The organism is Nitrospirota bacterium, from assembly GCA_016178585.1.
Classification (GTDB): domain Bacteria; phylum Nitrospirota; class Nitrospiria; order JACQBW01; family JACQBW01; genus JACOTA01.
The window spans coordinates 19,504-35,454 of sequence record JACOTA010000073.1 but is presented as its reverse complement, the minus strand read 5'-3'; the positions used below and the strand labels follow the sequence as shown (position 1 = coordinate 35,454).

Annotated in this window: 19 protein-coding genes and 1 tRNA gene; 9 read left to right on the top strand and 11 right to left on the bottom strand. The window is 46.3% G+C overall.

Going from position 1 to position 15,951, the window contains the following annotated elements; translation table 11 throughout:
- A partial coding sequence (locus HYR79_11635; protein ID MBI1822349.1) for an ISL3 family transposase occupies window positions 1-130 on the top strand: 130 nt, incomplete at its 5' end.
- Window positions 131-145: 15 nt separating this feature from the next.
- A complete protein-coding gene (locus tag HYR79_11630) occupies window positions 146-475 on the top strand; it encodes a DoxX family protein (protein ID MBI1822348.1) in 330 nt (109 codons plus the stop codon).
- A gap of 11 nt (window positions 476-486) precedes the next feature.
- Here the strand turns inward: HYR79_11630 and HYR79_11625 are convergent, their stop codons facing one another.
- From HYR79_11625 to ald, 7 genes are all read right to left on the bottom strand, one after another.
- Entirely contained in the window at window positions 487-1,302 is an 816-nt protein-coding gene (locus HYR79_11625) for a hypothetical protein (protein MBI1822347.1), read from the bottom strand.
- Between the two features lie 22 nt (window positions 1,303-1,324).
- A complete protein-coding gene (locus HYR79_11620) occupies window positions 1,325-2,482 on the bottom strand; it encodes a hypothetical protein (GenBank protein ID MBI1822346.1) in 1,158 nt (385 codons plus the stop codon).
- Window positions 2,479-2,811 (bottom strand): DUF3106 domain-containing protein, encoded by a 333-nt coding sequence (locus tag HYR79_11615; GenBank protein ID MBI1822345.1) that lies wholly within the window; start codon window positions 2,809-2,811, stop codon window positions 2,479-2,481. The genes HYR79_11620 and HYR79_11615 overlap by 4 nt, the downstream gene beginning before the upstream one ends.
- On the bottom strand, window positions 2,808-3,314 hold the full coding sequence (locus tag HYR79_11610; GenBank protein ID MBI1822344.1) for a zf-HC2 domain-containing protein: 507 nt from the start codon (window positions 3,312-3,314) through the stop codon (window positions 2,808-2,810). Before HYR79_11610 ends, HYR79_11615 begins: the two co-directional genes overlap by 4 nt.
- Window positions 3,315-3,331: 17 nt before the next feature.
- Window positions 3,332-3,958, bottom strand: a complete 627-nt coding sequence (locus HYR79_11605) for an RNA polymerase sigma factor (GenBank protein ID MBI1822343.1) — start codon at window positions 3,956-3,958, stop codon at window positions 3,332-3,334.
- Between the two features lie 78 nt (window positions 3,959-4,036).
- Entirely contained in the window at window positions 4,037-5,656 is a 1,620-nt protein-coding gene (hflX, locus tag HYR79_11600) for a GTPase HflX (protein MBI1822342.1), read from the bottom strand.
- A 22-nt stretch (window positions 5,657-5,678) separates the two neighbouring features.
- On the bottom strand, window positions 5,679-6,782 hold the full coding sequence (gene ald / locus HYR79_11595) for an alanine dehydrogenase (GenBank protein MBI1822341.1): 1,104 nt from the start codon (window positions 6,780-6,782) through the stop codon (window positions 5,679-5,681).
- Window positions 6,783-6,888: 106 nt separating this feature from the next.
- Between ald and HYR79_11590 the strand changes: the two genes are divergently transcribed.
- From HYR79_11590 to phoU, 6 genes are all read left to right on the top strand, one after another.
- Entirely contained in the window at window positions 6,889-7,572 is a 684-nt protein-coding gene (locus HYR79_11590) for a response regulator transcription factor (protein MBI1822340.1), read from the top strand.
- Window positions 7,562-9,004, top strand: coding sequence for a PAS domain-containing protein (locus tag HYR79_11585; protein ID MBI1822339.1), 1,443 nt, complete (start codon window positions 7,562-7,564; stop codon window positions 9,002-9,004). Before HYR79_11590 ends, HYR79_11585 begins: the two co-directional genes overlap by 11 nt.
- A 145-nt stretch (window positions 9,005-9,149) precedes the next feature.
- Window positions 9,150-10,055, top strand: coding sequence for a phosphate ABC transporter permease subunit PstC (gene pstC / locus HYR79_11580; GenBank protein MBI1822338.1), 906 nt, complete (start codon window positions 9,150-9,152; stop codon window positions 10,053-10,055).
- Between the two features lie 41 nt (window positions 10,056-10,096).
- Entirely contained in the window at window positions 10,097-10,900 is an 804-nt protein-coding gene (gene pstA, locus HYR79_11575; GenBank protein MBI1822337.1) for a phosphate ABC transporter permease PstA, read from the top strand.
- 2 nt (window positions 10,901-10,902) lie between these two features.
- Window positions 10,903-11,670 carry a phosphate ABC transporter ATP-binding protein gene (gene pstB / locus HYR79_11570; GenBank protein MBI1822336.1) on the top strand — a complete coding sequence of 256 codons (768 nt, stop codon included), beginning with the start codon at window positions 10,903-10,905 and terminating at the stop codon, window positions 11,668-11,670.
- Complete coding sequence (gene phoU, locus HYR79_11565; protein MBI1822335.1) at window positions 11,670-12,341, top strand: phosphate signaling complex protein PhoU; 672 nt, start codon at window positions 11,670-11,672, stop codon at window positions 12,339-12,341. Before pstB ends, phoU begins: the two co-directional genes overlap by 1 nt.
- Window positions 12,342-12,400: 59 nt before the next feature.
- Here the strand turns inward: phoU and pstS are convergent, their stop codons facing one another.
- From pstS to HYR79_11545, 4 genes are all read right to left on the bottom strand, one after another.
- Complete coding sequence (gene pstS, locus HYR79_11560; GenBank protein MBI1822334.1) at window positions 12,401-13,435, bottom strand: phosphate ABC transporter substrate-binding protein PstS; 1,035 nt, start codon at window positions 13,433-13,435, stop codon at window positions 12,401-12,403.
- A 45-nt stretch (window positions 13,436-13,480) separates the two neighbouring features.
- On the bottom strand, window positions 13,481-14,557 hold the full coding sequence (locus HYR79_11555) for a hypothetical protein (protein MBI1822333.1): 1,077 nt from the start codon (window positions 14,555-14,557) through the stop codon (window positions 13,481-13,483).
- Window positions 14,558-14,710: 153 nt separating this feature from the next.
- A complete protein-coding gene (locus HYR79_11550) occupies window positions 14,711-15,193 on the bottom strand; it encodes a tetratricopeptide repeat protein (protein MBI1822332.1) in 483 nt (160 codons plus the stop codon).
- Window positions 15,194-15,376: 183 nt separating this feature from the next.
- Window positions 15,377-15,535, bottom strand: a complete 159-nt coding sequence (locus tag HYR79_11545) for a helix-turn-helix domain-containing protein (protein ID MBI1822331.1) — start codon at window positions 15,533-15,535, stop codon at window positions 15,377-15,379.
- 259 nt (window positions 15,536-15,794) lie between these two features.
- Here HYR79_11545 and HYR79_11540 point away from each other — a divergent pair.
- Window positions 15,795-15,867: transfer RNA gene (locus tag HYR79_11540), tRNA-Met, on the top strand.
- Window positions 15,868-15,951 lie beyond the last annotated feature (84 nt).

The window sequence follows — 15,951 nt, the reverse complement described above, 5'->3', positions numbered from 1 at the left end:
ATTTAACCTCAAGGCGAAACTGACCATGAGAAAAGCATACGGTTTTCGGTCGGTAGAAAACCTACAAATCGCCTTATATCATACACTTGGTAATCTGCCAGAACCGGAAACAACCCACAAATTCTGCTGAGGAGCCATCTTTTTAATGTCAGGCGTATCCAAAATGCAAAATTTTTCCGGAACGGCCCAATTCATGGCGTCAAAGGGAATGCCGGCCACTGAGTTTCTCCTCGTTCTGGCTATCCTCATTGAAGTTTTAGGAGGGCTTGCTATTATTATAGGATATCAAACAAAATGGGCTGCGGGGGCTCTTTTTCTCTTTATGATTCCAGCCACGCTTATTTTTCATACCAACTTTTCCGACCCGAATCAGATGATTCATTTTCTTAAAAATATCTCCATGATGGGAGGTCTTCTTTATATTGCGGCCTCAGGGGCCGGTCCGCTGAGCCTGGACGCAAAACGACAGGGTTAAAAGAAGCCTGTTTAACGAATCAAACGCCTCCGGCCAGGGGCCGGATTGTTATTCGTCCCCTCCTGGGGTATCGTCGGGGGCTGAATAATCCTCCCGTGTGCCGGAGGGGGTACAGGTCGAACGGGAACGTTCTGCGGGTTAGGGAAAAACCGTCTCTGTTCGTGATCAGGCCGAACCCGGCGGATGGGGGGCGGACGTACAGGGATAAACGTTTTAGAATCTATGTTCCGGAAAAACCGGTCTCTTCTAATAAAGGTCACCGATCGGGGAACTCTCCTCGCGTTAAAAGGGAGGGTGTAAACTCTTTGTCGTTCATCAAGGGGAATGTAGGCTTCTCCCGGAGCCAAAGGAGCCCATCCGACCTGATTAGACTGCCAAATCCAGCGGACTACCCCGGGGGTCCAGACCTCCACCGGCGGACCTGGCATCCACGCCCATCCTTCAAGATCCAGCCATACCCATCTTCCATAATGAAACGGCCTCCAGCCCCACACTTCAGTGGAGGCCCAAACCCAGCCGTAAAAAGGGTTCCAGATCCAGTGTCCATATCGGAAGGGAACCCAATGTTCATCGACGTTCGGCAACCAGACTTTTCCATAGTCATCGTTTAAAATCCAACGGCCGTAAGATTCAAAATCCTTGTACCCCAGGCTTTCAGGGGAAGTTTGGTCCAAATTCATTTCCCGGGCCAGGATTTCATCCCGGTCATTCCCCTCGTAACGCCCATGATTTTCTTCTTCCAGATCCATTAAATCGTGGGCAAACCCCGATTTCGAAAAAGGAACCAGAAGAAACCACAAGAACAAGATTTTAAAAAAAATTTTCAATTCGACCACTCCTTCCCATGATTTAAAGTTGCGGGAAAAAACCCAATTGGCCCGCGGTTTGATCATAGAAACTAATATAAACCGCTCCGTTGACGGGATTCACTTTAATCGATGGATATAAACCGGCATCGGGCGACGAAGAGCCAAAGTAAATCGGCCAGGAAAGACTCCACCCCAGATTAGAACGCTGACCCAATTTAAGGGTGAAAAGCGTGGCATCATAGTAGGCAATGTAGGGATTTCCCCCGGCGTCCAGGGTTAAAGCGGCAAATTGTCCGACGTCATGGCCGTTTCCCGGATCGGCTACTTCGATGGTCCATACCGGAGGGGTGGTAAACGGAGGAAACGAGCTTTTCGCATACTTTAACACATGGAGGGCCATATCATAGTAGGCCAAATGTATTTTCCCCGTCGCGCGATCTACCGCCACGGAATTAAAAATCCCGGTTCCAATCGCAGGATCGACAAAGAAGGTATAGAAATTAGACGTCGTGTTGTCCCAGGCGGCAACTTTGTTATCCTGGTGTCCCGCGTCATAATAGGCAATCCGGTATTCCTGGGTTATTGGATCCAGCGCCAGGGAACAATATTGACCGACGTTTCCAGAATCGATTGTTCCGGAGGAAAAATTAAAGGGGGGACCCGTAGCCGCCGATTCCGCAAGCTTTAAACTCCCTTGCGTCGCGTCATAATAGGCAACCGCCGGACGTCCCGAGGCGTCAAAAACCAAAGAAGAAAACTGCCCCACATCATGTCCAAATCCTGGGTCAACCACTTCCAGAAACCATTGTGTTCCGGTCCATGAGGCGAATAACAGGCGGTGGTTGGTTTGATCATAATAGCTGATCCGGGGAGACCCTGTCACCGGATCGAGAGCGAGGGAATTATCGATCCCGACCCCGGCAACGCCTCCCAAATCGACAAATTCGTCATTCCAAACCCGGCGACTTGAATCAAACCAGGTATATTTTAAAGCGCCGTTGGTGCTGTCGTAAAAACTAATATGGGCCTGACCTGACTGATCGACCGCCAGGGAAGTATAAAGCCCTTCAATAGCCCCGGAGCCCATCGGCGCCGTACCAAAACGATTAGCCGCCACAACGTCAATTTGGCCGCAATGGGTCATCCCCAGCGCAGACAAAAGGAGGACAAACCGCATCATTTTCTTTTTTCGGATCATTTTTTATCGCCTATGCCCAAATTTCTTTCCATATCCCGATGCTCTTCAGGTTTCATGTTTTCAAAACGCCTGTAGTTTTCTCTTAGCCGTTCCCTTTCTTCAGGAGAGGCCTGTTTAAACTGCAAATATTTTTCCTTTAACCGCATTTTCTCCTCGGGAGAAAGTTTTTTAAATTCTTCATAGTTTTTCTTCACCCGTTCTCTTTCTTCTGGCGAAAGACGTTCAATCTGAGCGACACGCCACCCCGAAACCCCGGCTAAACTGAGTTTCACCGCAGGCGAGAAATTAAACAACAGGAGAGTCAGCATAACAGTCAGAATCTTTCTCATAATTTCTGTTCCTCTTCTTTTTGTGAGTTCATTTTTTTTAGGAGCTCTAATTGGTGAATTATTTCATAATCCTTATAAAAGTCGATTTCCTGATTAATCTTTTCAAGGTCGTTTTGTGAAATATCGTAACTATTCGCTATAGAAAGAGGGCGGGATTGATACCCCAAATAATAGGCCCCTGAAACGGCTAAAAGAAAAACAAAAGCCATTGCCGCTCTTTTAAAAACAGGATGGTAAATGAAAGGCTGCCTAAAATTGCTCCAAAAACGGGCCTTTTCTACCCGGTTTTTCGAACGAACCGCCTTCAAAACCTGCTTTTGAAAATAAAAATCGGGTTCAATCTGGGTAAGTTGAACCCATTGTCCCACTTTTTTCAATTCATTTAATTCTTCCGCGCAAAAAGAACAAACCCCAACATGGTCTTTAACCGCCTGCCTTTCTTCAAGGGGCAGTTCAAGATCCAGGTACGAAGTTAAACGTTCTTGAATCTCCTGGCACTTCATGAATTCATTCTCCTCATTTATTCATTAAAATACTCTTGTAAGTAATCCTTTAAGGAAACATTCGCCCTATGGATAAGTGATTTAACTGCATTTTCAGTTGTTTGCGTTGTTTCGGCAATTTCAGCATACGAGAGATCCCCATATCGGCTTAAAACAAAACAGAGTCGTTGTTGTTCGGTTAAACAATCAAGGGCTTTTTTAAAAATTTTTTCCAATTCAGTTTTTTCCAAACTTTCAAGAGGGGTCATTTGGGAATGATCCTTTAATTCGCGGTTGAACCTGTTTCCTTCGTCATCCTCTAACGCCGAATCGATCGAATCAGAAGGAAATTGATAAACCCCTTTTCTCTTTTCATTTAAACACTTATTGAAAGTAATTCGATATAACCAGGTTTTAAATTTCGCCGTGGTTTCATAACTTTCCCTCGAGAGGTAAATCTGGGTGAAAACTTCCTGCGCCATTTCTTCCGCCTGGGCTTCCTGGTCGAAAAACCGGCGGGAAAGGTTTAAAACATATTTAAAATATTTATTAAATAAAATTTCAAACGACTTTTCATTCCCCTCTTTATACTGAAGCATCAAGAGGGCATCCGGGTCTATTTCCCTTTTTTTGGTCGTTCTTAAGGAAGCCTTTCCGGTCCACATAATTTTTAAACCCTTTTTATTCAAAAAAGTTACGCGACGTACTCCAAAAATACGGAGTTTTCATGAAGAAGAAATGGATTATATTTTAAAGACTTTTTCTTCTAAGATTTTGATAAGGTTAATTAAACTGGCAGGTTGGAGGGCAGAAATAGGAATCGCGTTCAACCGGGAGGCCAAATTTTTGGCTGTTTCAGGGTCCACCTTGTCTATTTTATTTAACACCAGAAGTTTCGGCTTATCCTCAAGATGAAGCTGAGCAAGAATGTCGTTTACGGCATTGATTTGCTGTTCTAAACGGGGATTTGAAATATCCGCAATATGAAGCAACAGGTCAGAATCCTGCAATTCATCCAGCGTAGCGGCAAACGCATTAAACAGATCCTTTGGCAGTTCTCGAATAAACCCTACCGTGTCGGTAATGATCGCCTCCTTCTCCCGCGGAAAACGGAGCCTTCGGCTTGTAGTATCAAGGGTGGCAAACAGAAGATCTTCTGACCTCACTTCACTTTTGGTCAAGACATTGAGCAGGGTCGATTTCCCGACATTGGTATACCCGACAATCGAAATAATCGGAATCGGGGTTCCTCTTCTTTTATTCCTCCTCTGCTCACGGCCTAACGAAAGAGAGCGAAGCTCCGTTTCCATTCTCCCTATTTTTTCCCGAACCCTTCTCCGGTCGATTTCCAGGCGTGTCTCTCCCGGTCCTCTTCCTCCTATTCCCCCCGTTAAGCGGGAAAGATCGGTGCTCCGTTCGGAAAGTTTGGGAAGAAGGTATTTAAGTTGCGCCAGTTCAACCTGAACTTTCCCTTCCCGGCTGTTCGCTCGCTGGGCAAAAATATCCAGAATCAGCTGATTTCGATCGATCACCTTCATCTCCGAAATTTCACCGATCGATTTAGCCTGCCCCGGTGATAAATTTTGATCGATGATGAGGAGCGTCGCTCCGGCCTGAAGAGCCCTGATCACTACCTCTTTTATTTTTCCGGATCCCATCAAATATTTCGGATGAATTTTCTTGGGTCTCTGGATAACGGCATCAAGAACGACCACATTGTCGGATCGGGCCAATTCTTTGAGCTCTTCCAGAGAATCCTCCTGTTCAAACCTCGACCCTGTCGAAACGCTGACTAAAAGGGCCCGCTCCCTCTTATCGTGAACATCAAATGCCGCTCCCGACTGGCTTAATTTTTTCTCAAGCTCCGCCACAAAATCATCGCATAGAAAATCGATCTGATGAAATGAAACAGGGGGAAGGATTTCATAGACTTTTCCTTCTCCGTCGGGCGGGACGAGATGCCCAATACTGGCTGATCCCGGCAACCCATTTTCCAGAACTTCGATCGAAACCATGAGATCGAGCCGGAGAAGCGCCAGGTCGGTGAGGTCGTCCTGCGTCAAGGACTCATGTTTCAAATGCGTATGGACGCATCGAAGACCCCGAAGCCGTTTTCCTCCCAGTCGATAAGCGCTTAAGTCTGGAATGACAATTTCCTTTTCGTCACCGACGATAATCGCCTCTATAATTCCCTGACGCTGGATTAAAAGACCAATCTGACGTCCAATTTCATGAGAAAGCTCTGTAATTGAGCGGGCGAGCTCCGGTGAAACGATTTGTGCCGGAAGGCTTTTTCTTCGATACAGCTGAGAAAGTTTTCGAAGTTGATTCGGTTTTAAACCGGAAGTGTAGCCAAATAACAAATGTTTTTACGCCTCATTAAAGTTATGGAATGAGAGGGTCATAGGGACAGCTTAGCGCCTCGGCAACAGCCGGATGAGTCACCTTTCCCCCGCTGAAATTAACGCCTTTGAATAACGCCTTATCTTCCTGAATTGCTTTTTTCAATCCCTTTCCGGCCAGGCTCAAAAGATAGGGCAGCGTCGCCTGGGTTAAGGCAAGGGTTGAGGTTCGTGGAACGGCTCCAGGCATATTGGTCACCGCGTAATGAATGACCCCTCCAACCTCATACACAGGGTCTTTGTGCGTCGTGGGCCGAGTGGTTTCAAAGCATCCTCCCTGATCAACGGAAACGTCCACAACCACTGACCCTTTCTTCATTTTTCCAATCAACGCTTTTGAGACTAAAAAGGGAGCCCTGGCTCCGGGGATCAGGGCCGCCCCGATGAGGAGATCCGCTTTAATGACCTGCTCTTTCACGATTTCAGGATAAGAAAAAAGGGTATGGATCGATTCCTTAAATTCCTGATCCAGTCTCCTTAAAGGATCTGTTTGCTGGTCCAGCACAGTGACGTTAGCCCCTAAACCGACCGCCATTCTGGCCGCATTGGAACCCACGGTTCCTGCTCCAAGGATAACCACCTCTCCTCTCGCCACCCCCGCCAGCCCTGATAACAAAATCCCTTTACCGCCGTAGACCTTTTGCAAATAAAAAGCTCCCACCTGAATTGAGAGTCTCCCCGCAATCTCGCTCATCGGTATTAAGAGCGGGAGAGTTCCATCGGATAACTGAATGGTTTCATAGGCTATTCCGGTGATGTGACTTTCGATCAGAGCGTGTGCTAAAGCGGGGGAACTGGCCAGATGAAGGTAGGTAAAAAGAAGTTGGCCTTTTCGAAAAAAGGAAACCTCGTCCGGAAGGGGTTCTTTAACCTTTAAGATCAGTTCCGCCTGGCCAAAAAGGTCTTTTTTTGAAGCGAGTTTCGCACCAGCGGCTGAAAATTCCTCGTCGGAAAATCCGCTCCCCTCACCCGCTCCTTTTTCAATGAAGACGGCATGACCGCTTTCCGCGAGTTTTCGAACTCCGTAAGGCGTAATGGCGACACGGTATTCATGAATTTTTATTTCCTTCGGAACGCCGATAATCATTGAAACAAATTATAATATATTCACCCCGGGATGAAAACAAATATCAGAGAAGACCATGGATTTACTTCTTTACAGGCAATAGCATTTGAAGGATAATAAGACCGCTATGCCCCAGCACATTCTCACCATTGAAGATGAACCCGATATCGCCCATTTAATCAAGCTTTACCTTGAAAAAGAAGGATTCAGGGTCATCCACATTTCAGACGGGGCCAGAGGGCTTTCGGAGGTTTTAAGGCTGAAGCCCAATCTCTTGATCCTCGATCTCATGCTTCCGGGAATGGACGGCCTTGAAATCTGTAAAAAGATCAGAGAAAGACCTGAAACCAGAACGCTCCCGGTCCTCATGTTAACTGCCAAAGGGGAAGAGGTTGATAAAATCCTCGGCCTGGAGTTCGGAGCCGATGATTATCTGACCAAACCCTTTTCACCGAGAGAAATGGTGGCACGGGTCAAGGCCCTTCTTCGCCGGACCAACCCCTCCGAACCGGCTGCCGCACTCAAATACGGTTCCCTGACCCTTGATCCGCTCCGTCATGAAGTGCGGGTCAATCATGAGGAGGTTTCTTTAACCTCAAAAGAATTCGGTCTTCTTGAAATTCTCCTGAAGAACAGGGGGCGGGTTCAAACCAGAGATTCCCTTTTAAACCAGGTCTGGGGATACGATTATTTTGGAACCACCCGAACCGTCGATGTTCATATCGGAAGAATCCGCGAAAAAATCCCTCTCCTCTCTGAGGCGATTGTCACCGTAAAGTCCCTCGGCTACAAAATAAAAGATGACGAATGAACCCGGACCTTTAAAAAAATTTCAAAACGGTATTTTCAGAAAATGGCTGACCGGATCATTTCTCCTCATCTCTCTTTCCATTCTGTTTGTCATCCTTCTCGGCGGAAGATTTTTTGGAGCCCCGTTTTCGCATTTGGAAAATGATCAGCTTCTCCTCCTGATTTTTTTCTCAGCCGTTGCGATTTCAATCCCTATCGGGTTCTTTTTTTCCAGACATCTAACGGCTTCCCTTAACGTCCTGAGACAGGGACTCCTCAGAGTCGGAAAGGGGGACTTTAGTTTCAGGGTCCATCTCCAGGATTCAGACGATTTTGAGGAATTGGGGAGAGGTTTTAATGAAATGGTCGGAAAACTGGCTCCGGGGTGGAAGGAGATTTCAGAAGACCGGGCAAAACTATCGGCCATTCTAAATGGAATGATCGAAGGGATCATTATATTAAACGGCAAAGGAAAAGTTCTCCTGGTCAACCCCGCATTAAGGCGGATGTTTTCACTCGCTCGTTTCCTGCCGGAGGGAATCTATTATTATGAGCTCCTGAGACACCGGGAATTAAATGAATTTGTCCGGGAAATTCTTTCAACCCGGCAAAACCTCTCTTTTGAAATCAGTTTTACAGGCCAGAAGGAGACTTTTTTCCAGGTACAGGCGTCTGTCGCCTCCGTAGAAAATTATGAAGGGGAGATTTACATTGTCCTGGTTTTTCACGAAATCACCGATATCAAACGGCTGGAAAGAATCCGGAAAGATTTTGTGGCCAATGTGTCTCACGAACTGAGAACGCCTCTTACCTCGATTAAAGGGTATCTTGAGGCCCTGCAGGATATGGAACCGGGGGTTCCGGATGAAGGCCAAAAATTTCTGGCCATTCTCCTGAAACATACCCAGGGAATGGAAAATATCGTCTCTGATCTTCTTCAACTGGCCAAAATAGAATCGGGGAAAGAAAAACTCCAACTTTCCACGATTCCTTTAAAACCCTTTTTACTCAAAACCGTTCAGGCGCTCTCTCCGCTCGCCGCGAAGAAAAATCAGACAATTGAAGTCGAGGCCGGCGAAGAGGTTTCCCTGGAGGCCGACTCTGAAAAACTTTCCCGTCTTTTAACCAACCTGATTGATAATGCCATTAAATATACCCCGGCTTCAGGAAAAATTGTGGCCGGATACCTGAAACAGGAAGGGCAAATTGAACTTTTTGTGAAGGACACCGGCATAGGGATTCCCCCTGCCGATCTTGATCGAATTTTCGAGCGTTTTTACAGAGTTGATAGAGCCCGGTCGAGGGAAATGGGGGGCACTGGCCTGGGACTCTCCATTGTTAAACATATTATGGAAGCCCACGGAGGTTTCATAAAAGTTGAAAGCCAGATCAATAGAGGAACGACTTTTACAGCGGTTTTTCCCGTTTTCTCCTCCCCTGATGTCAATTCATAAAAAAGTTTACACGGATGTGATCTGAAATTGATCTCGAATTGACCCATCAGGGTTATTATTCATTATTTATGACCTTTTTCCAGTCAAAAATTTGAAAACAGAAACCCCAAATAAATCAAGGCTTTTTCCGATTAAAAATAGGCAGATGGACTGGCTCTTCCGTAAGGGGGTGTTACTGGTGGCTCTGTCTATTGTGGGGCTTACCCTTCTGCTCGCATGGGAGCTTTTTCTTCATTCGAGGCTCCCGATTGAAAAATTTGGATGGTCTTTCCTCTGGAAAACCACCTGGGATCCGGTGGGAGAGGTCTTTGGAGCGCTCCCCTTTTTATACGGAACCCTGGTCACCTCTTTCCTGGCTCTCCTGATCGCGGTCCCGGTCGGTCTTGGAATGGCGATTTTTCTCTCAGAATTGGTTTCACCGTGGGTGGCAAACCCGATTAGCCTTCTGGTCGAACTTTTAGCCGCTATTCCAAGCGTCATTTATGGATTGATCGGAATATTTGTTCTGGTTCCCCTGATGCGAAACAGCGGAGAACCTTTTCTCAAACAGATGTTAGGATTTCTCCCTTTTTTTCAGGGAACCCCTTACGGGGTGGGGATGCTGACCGCGGGGATTTTACTGGCTATCATGATCCTTCCTTTTATTATATCGGTATCCCGTGAGATTCTCCTCTCTGTTCCAAACACTCAGCGGGAAGCTATTTTATCCCTGGGTGCAACCCGGTGGGAGATGATCCGGATTGCGGTCATTCCCTATGCCCGCTCCGGAATTTTCGGTTCTGTTTTTCTTGCCCTCGCCCGCGCATTAGGAGAAACAATGGCCGTCACCATGGTGATTGGAAACCGGCCCGACATCAAACTTTCTCTGTTTGAGCCCTCCTATTCCATGACCGCCATTATCGCCAACGAATTTTCCGAAGCGACTTCAGATTTGTATATCCAGTCTTTAATCGAAATCGGCTTAATTCTATTTGGGGTGACTATCCTGATCCACGCACTTGCCCGTATCCTGGTTTACAGGGTTACCTCAAAAGTCGAAGGACGAACCTGATGATCCCCCTGGCGTTAAGACGAAAAATCGTCAACACCTTTATGCTCTTTCTGACCGGTCTATGCACCCTTTTAATCCTTTCGGTTCTATGTTTTATTTTAAGTTATATCGTGGTCCATGGCCTGCCTGGTTTGCATCTCAACTTCTTTACCCAACTCCCCAAACCGGTGGGAGAATCCGGGGGGGGGATGGCCCACGCCGTTGTCGGAACCCTTAAACTTCTTGGCCTGACCGGCCTGATTGGCATTCCCCTCGGTTTAATCGGCGGCCTTTACCTTTCGGAATATGGGCAGAAAAACCTGATCGGGTTCATGGTCCGGTATGCCTCCGACCTCCTTAACGCCCTTCCTTCGATCGTGGTCGGTATCTTTGCCTATATCCTGATTGTTCTCCCGATGGGCCATTTTTCGGCCTTATCCGGCGGAGTGGCGCTCGCATTTATTCTGATCCCCATTACGATCAGAAATACGGAAGAAGTCTTAAAACTGGTCCCCGCGTCGATCCGCGAAGCCGCCCTTGCCCTCGGGGTGCCGGAATGGAAAATGATCTGTTTCGTGGTCGTCCCGACAGCCGGCAGGGGGATTATGACAGGAGTTTTATTGGGTCTGGCCCGTGTTGCCGGCGAAACGGCTCCTCTGTTGTTTACCGCTTTTGGAAACATGTACTGGAATCAAACTATCCTTGAACCGGTTGCCTCTCTCCCGGTAATGATTTATACTTATGCCATTTCACCTTATGAGGAATGGCATCAACTTGCATGGACAGCGGCCCTGGTGCTTCTCCTGTTGATCCTTGGAATTAATTTCGTGTCACGCTTGCTCCTTCAATGGCAATTCAAGAAATGACCATGCCCATCACAAAACCGGTATTTGAAATAGAAAACCTTCATGCATGGTTTGGGGAGACCCATGTCCTCAAGAATATTCAGATGATCACGATGGCCCGGCAGATCACCGCGGTGATCGGTCCGTCCGGATGCGGAAAGTCGACTTTTATCCGCTGTTTAAACCGGTTGCATGAGGTCATCCCGGCCGCAAAAGTATCCGGGACCGTCCGTTTGGATGGCCAGGATATTTACACCCCGCAGATGGACCCTGTTCTGGTCCGGCGCCGGGTAGGAATGGTTTTTCAAAAAGCCAACCCCTTCCCCACCATGTCGATCTATGAAAATGTCGCTTCCGGTATGAGACTTAACGGCCTGAGAAACAAACCGCTTCTTGATGAACGGGTTGAACAATCTTTAAAAAAGGCCGTTTTATGGGATGAAGTAAAAGAGGTACTCCAACACTCAGCCCTCAGTCTTTCAGGCGGACAACAACAGCGCCTTTGCATCGCGCGCGCACTGGCAGTTGAACCCGAAGTCCTTTTGCTTGACGAGCCGACCTCCGCGCTCGATCCCATTGCCACAGCCCGGATTGAAGAGCTGTTGTTAGACTTGAAAAAATCTTACAGTGTGGTTATTGTCACCCATAACATGCAGCAGGCCGCGCGGATCGCCGACTATACCGCTTTTTTCCTTCTCGGAGAAATGATTGAGTATGGGGATACCCGGCAGATCTTTACCAACCCGAAAGACCACCGGACGGAAGATTACATTACAGGGAGATTTGGATAATGGAAAGGCACTTTGATCTTGAGTTAAACGAACTCAAAGAAAAGATTCTTCGTATGGGGGCCATGGTTGAAGAACAGATTACCAATGCCATTAAGGCTTTGACCGAACGGAATTCCGATCTGGCCAGAAAGGTCATCTCTAATGATCATCTGGTCAACGCTTTTGACGTGGAAATTGACGAAGATTGTTTACGGCTCATCGCCCTTCATCAGCCGATGGCAAGGGACTTGCGGTTCCTCACCACCGCCATGAAAACGTCTACCGAGCTGGAAAGAATGAGCGATCTTGCTGAAAATATTTCAGAGCGGACGATTGAACTCAATGAAGAGGTGGAATTAAAGTCCGTCAAAGCTTATGCCGACCTTCGGCAGATGGCTAAATATACCCAGCAAATGGTCAAGGAGTCGCTTGATGCGTTTGTCAACCGGAACGGCGATCTGGCGCGGAAAGTCTGCAAAAACGATGACAAGGTCGACCAGTTGAACCACCAGATTTTTCATGAGCTTTTAGCCCTGATGCTGGAGGAGCATCACTCCATCAGTCAGGCGGTACGGGTTACTTTCATCTCAAAATACCTCGAACGGGTGGCAGACCACGCGACCAATATTGCCGAACTGGTGGTTTATCTGATCGAAGGGAAAATTATCCGCCATACCACTCTCCCCGAGTAAAAAAATGCCGGCCAAAAATCCGGCCGGCGAACTCACTCCAGTTTGTCCCGGAAAAATGACTATTTGATCTTCGAAATAGCGCGCTCTTCCTTCTGGACCACTTCCTTCGGAAGAGGTGCGTAAGCAAGATCTTTGGTATAGGCCTGCCCGTCATGGATCATCCATTTTAAAAATTCGACAATGGCTTTCCTTTTTTTCAGGTCTTTAATCTCTTCGGGGATTAAAAGCCAAGTAAAGCTTGAAGCGGGATAAACCCCCTTTCCCGGAGGATTCGTAATGGAAACCCGAAAATCTTCCGGCATGGTCTTTAAGGCCCCTGCCGCCGCTTCACTCACTGTCTCTAAAGTGGCTTTAATAAAATGACCTTCCTTATTCTGGATCTTGCCATAACTGAGATGGTTCTGAACGGCATAAATCAGTTCCACATAACCGATTGAATAGGGAGTCTGTTTGATCAATCCACTGACCCCTTCGTTTCCTTTGCCTCCCAAACCCACCGGCCAGTTCACCGAGGTCCCTTTACCCACTTTTTGATCCCATTCCGGGCTGACTTTGGACAAAAAATCGGTCCAGATATAGGTAGTTCCGGAACCGTCTGAACGATGGATCACCATGATCTCTTTATCAGGAAGATTCACTCCCGGGTTTGCCCCGGCAATTGCAGAATCGTTCCACTTGGTCACCTTGCCAAGGAAAATATTGGCCAGAACCTCTCCGGTAAAGTTTAATTCGGCGCTCACTTCAGGAATATTGTAAGTCGGAACGTCGGCTCCCAACACGGTAGGAAAATGAAGGAGCTTTTGTTTGCTCGCCTTGAGCTGGTCATCGGTCATCGGCCCGTCGGTGGCTCCAAAATCAACCGTCATTTCACCAACCTGTCGGATTCCGGCGCCGCTCCCGACCGATTGATAGTTAAAATGAAGCTCAGGATGTTTTTTCCCGAATTCATCAAACCATTTGGAATAAATGGGATAGGGAAAAGTCGCTCCCGCCCCGTTGATGAGTAATGCGTCTGCGGCATGGGAGGAGGTGACTCCTCCTATAACCAGACCTAACCCTATTAATAATGATGTTAATGTTAATTTGAAGTTCATATCAACCTTTCTTTTTTTGTTTACTATCTGAATGATTAACTCAGGTTAAAACGCCACTTGAGCTTTGATCCCCAATAAATTATCGGTCGTGCTGCCACCGGTATTGTCGACTTTTGTAGTTTTAATCGTTTCATCCAGAGCAATGACGACCGATTTGCTTAAATCATAACTGACCGCAATTCTTGCCAGAGTATTTGAATTTAAATCCACATCAGTATCCGGTTTCATGGAGTCATATCTTGCCATCACCCGAAGAACATCCATTCCAGGAATCCGGGTATAGGCCCAGACGCTATATCCGTTTCCTTTGTTGAATTTAGGGTTGGCGTTTGCGGTCGTTTTGTTGTCATCCGCGGCTAAATATTGGCCTGCGACTCTAAACATCGGCGTTCCGTAAGTCACCATACCGATCAACCGGCTAGGATTATAGTCAGCGGTTCCATTTCTCTTGGTCTCCATCCAATCAAAAACAGCGACTGTCAATCCTTCCATATTGAAAGAGACTCTCCCTGCATAGGCAAAACCCTGCCCATCTGGCGTGGTGCTTGAATAACCTTCACCTTCGTATACGCCAATATGATAATCGAGCATTTTATCCATGAAAGATCCGATCAGGCTCACTCCAGTATCGGACGAAGACTGAGCTCCTTGAAAGTCGCTGAAGACTTGTCCTAAAAAGCGATAAGGATACAATCCTTCTTCAAAATCGATCCAGGGGGTATGTCCGAGACCAAATCTCACTTTTTGTCCCGGCATATAGCTGTAATCACCGTAAACATATTTTACAAACGCCCTTCCAGTGTAACCGTCTTTTTCGTCATAGGTAAACCGTACCATCAAATCGTCATTTATCTTTTGTTTTGCTGTAATGTAAGCACGGGTAAAATGGAAACCATTGTCTGTGCCAACTTTACCATCTGCCTGTGTAGGAGTAATTATCTTACTACCATAGGTTCCGCTCTTATAGGAATCTCCCGAAACCGCGGTGAAATCAACAAAACCGGTTCCTTCAATGCTTAACCCCTTATCGAGCTCAATCGCTTTTACCTGAGGAGCCATCATAAATTGGGATACATAGACCATCACAAAAACAAAAAAATATTTAAAGAATGAACCTTTCATTTAACCTCCTGAATAATAATTTGTTAATGATAAACAATCTGCCACAAAGTAACAGAGATTTTGAGTGAATAAATTTTAATTCCCGGTAATATAGACTTGTAAATTAAACGCCTGATCTCAGGGTTGTAAAATCCGTGTAAATTAGCTCTCATTTTAGATCATCGAAGGGAACACATTCAGCCGGGCGGGTAGTGTCATTTCGATATATGGGTTCTCCTCCCCGGCAATTTTCTCCAGAATAGTCAGGGCCCTATTGTAAAGAACCTGCGCTTCCCTGTACCGACCCCGAACCTTATACACTTCGGCAAGGTTGTTAAGCAAAATCGCCAGGTAGGGATGGTCAAGTTCAAGGGTTTTTTCATAAATTGCAATGGCCTGTTCATAAAGAGCCGCGGCCCGGTCAGAGTGTCCTTGAAGATAATATAAACCACCAAGGTTATTTAAAGTCACTCCGATGTTCGGATGATTCTTCTCCAGAGACTCTCTAAGCAATTCAAGGGCTTCCAGATAAAAAGACTCCGCTTTATCATAGATTTCCATTGAAAAATAAATCCTCCCGAGATTACTCAGGTGTTCCGCCCGGCCGGCAGGGTTCATATTCGACTTCTCACTCTTTTCATAAATGGCTGCTTTCACGTCTTTGTTCTCCTTTTATTTTTTTATATTTTATAGTCTGCCTCCAATAATACCTATTCTTTTTATTGAATGCGTCAATAAGCTGTAAATTCGGTGTAAAATCAAAAAAACTTGAAATCACTCGTTCTTCAATTCTTGGAGCGACACGGTTTTTTAAATTAGGCTTTCGACGATTCTTCTCTTTTAGTCCCTCAAACCTTTTTCCTGATAGGCCTTAAAGAGACTATAATAATGCTGGCGCGAAATTCCCATGATGCGGCACGCTTCTGAAACATTCTTGATCTCTTTCGCCAGATTGAGTAAATCCAATCTGATTTTAAGAAGATCTTTTTCAACTTCCATCGATTCTTCTCCTTATTTTATTTTCCTACCGTAAAGCTAAATCATCATGAAAGGAATTTACGCTCGCTTTATTTCAAAATAATCTTATGGGTGTAAAATCGGTGTAAATTTTACAGATCAAGATGAAAAAACGGAAACTCCCTCCCCTGGCCTGAAAAAACGGCTATTTTAAAAAACCGGGGGCGGGCAAGGGCATTTAAGGCATTGACAAAACCAAACTGGAACGTTTAAAATCAAGCTCCTTTGCATCATCCTTAAGGGCGGCGTAGCTCAGTCGGTAGAGCAAGTGAATCATAATCACTGGGTCGGCGGTTCGATCCCGTCCGCCGCTATCAATTTTTATCAAATAAAACAAGTAGTTAAATCATATCGTCTTTATCGCCAGATATTTCTATTTCCTTCATGTAAACGCCATG

Coding starts and splice junctions, on each gene's coding strand:
- HYR79_11630 (MBI1822348.1), top strand. CDS start 146: ATGTCAGGCGTATCCAAAATGCAAAATTTTTCCGGAACGGCCCAATTC.
- HYR79_11620 (MBI1822346.1), bottom strand. CDS start 2,482: ATGATCCGAAAAAAGAAAATGATGCGGTTTGTCCTCCTTTTGTCTGCG.
- HYR79_11615 (MBI1822345.1), bottom strand. CDS start 2,811: ATGAGAAAGATTCTGACTGTTATGCTGACTCTCCTGTTGTTTAATTTC.
- HYR79_11610 (MBI1822344.1), bottom strand. CDS start 3,314: ATGAAGTGCCAGGAGATTCAAGAACGTTTAACTTCGTACCTGGATCTT.
- HYR79_11605 (MBI1822343.1), bottom strand. CDS start 3,958: ATGTGGACCGGAAAGGCTTCCTTAAGAACGACCAAAAAAAGGGAAATA.
- ald (MBI1822341.1), bottom strand. CDS start 6,782: ATGATTATCGGCGTTCCGAAGGAAATAAAAATTCATGAATACCGTGTC.
- HYR79_11590 (MBI1822340.1), top strand. CDS start 6,889: ATGCCCCAGCACATTCTCACCATTGAAGATGAACCCGATATCGCCCAT.
- HYR79_11585 (MBI1822339.1), top strand. CDS start 7,562: ATGACGAATGAACCCGGACCTTTAAAAAAATTTCAAAACGGTATTTTC.
- pstC (MBI1822338.1), top strand. CDS start 9,150: ATGGACTGGCTCTTCCGTAAGGGGGTGTTACTGGTGGCTCTGTCTATT.
- pstA (MBI1822337.1), top strand. CDS start 10,097: ATGCTCTTTCTGACCGGTCTATGCACCCTTTTAATCCTTTCGGTTCTA.
- pstB (MBI1822336.1), top strand. CDS start 10,903: ATGCCCATCACAAAACCGGTATTTGAAATAGAAAACCTTCATGCATGG.
- phoU (MBI1822335.1), top strand. CDS start 11,670: ATGGAAAGGCACTTTGATCTTGAGTTAAACGAACTCAAAGAAAAGATT.
- pstS (MBI1822334.1), bottom strand. CDS start 13,435: ATGAACTTCAAATTAACATTAACATCATTATTAATAGGGTTAGGTCTG.
- HYR79_11555 (MBI1822333.1), bottom strand. CDS start 14,557: ATGAAAGGTTCATTCTTTAAATATTTTTTTGTTTTTGTGATGGTCTAT.
- HYR79_11545 (MBI1822331.1), bottom strand. CDS start 15,535: ATGGAAGTTGAAAAAGATCTTCTTAAAATCAGATTGGATTTACTCAAT.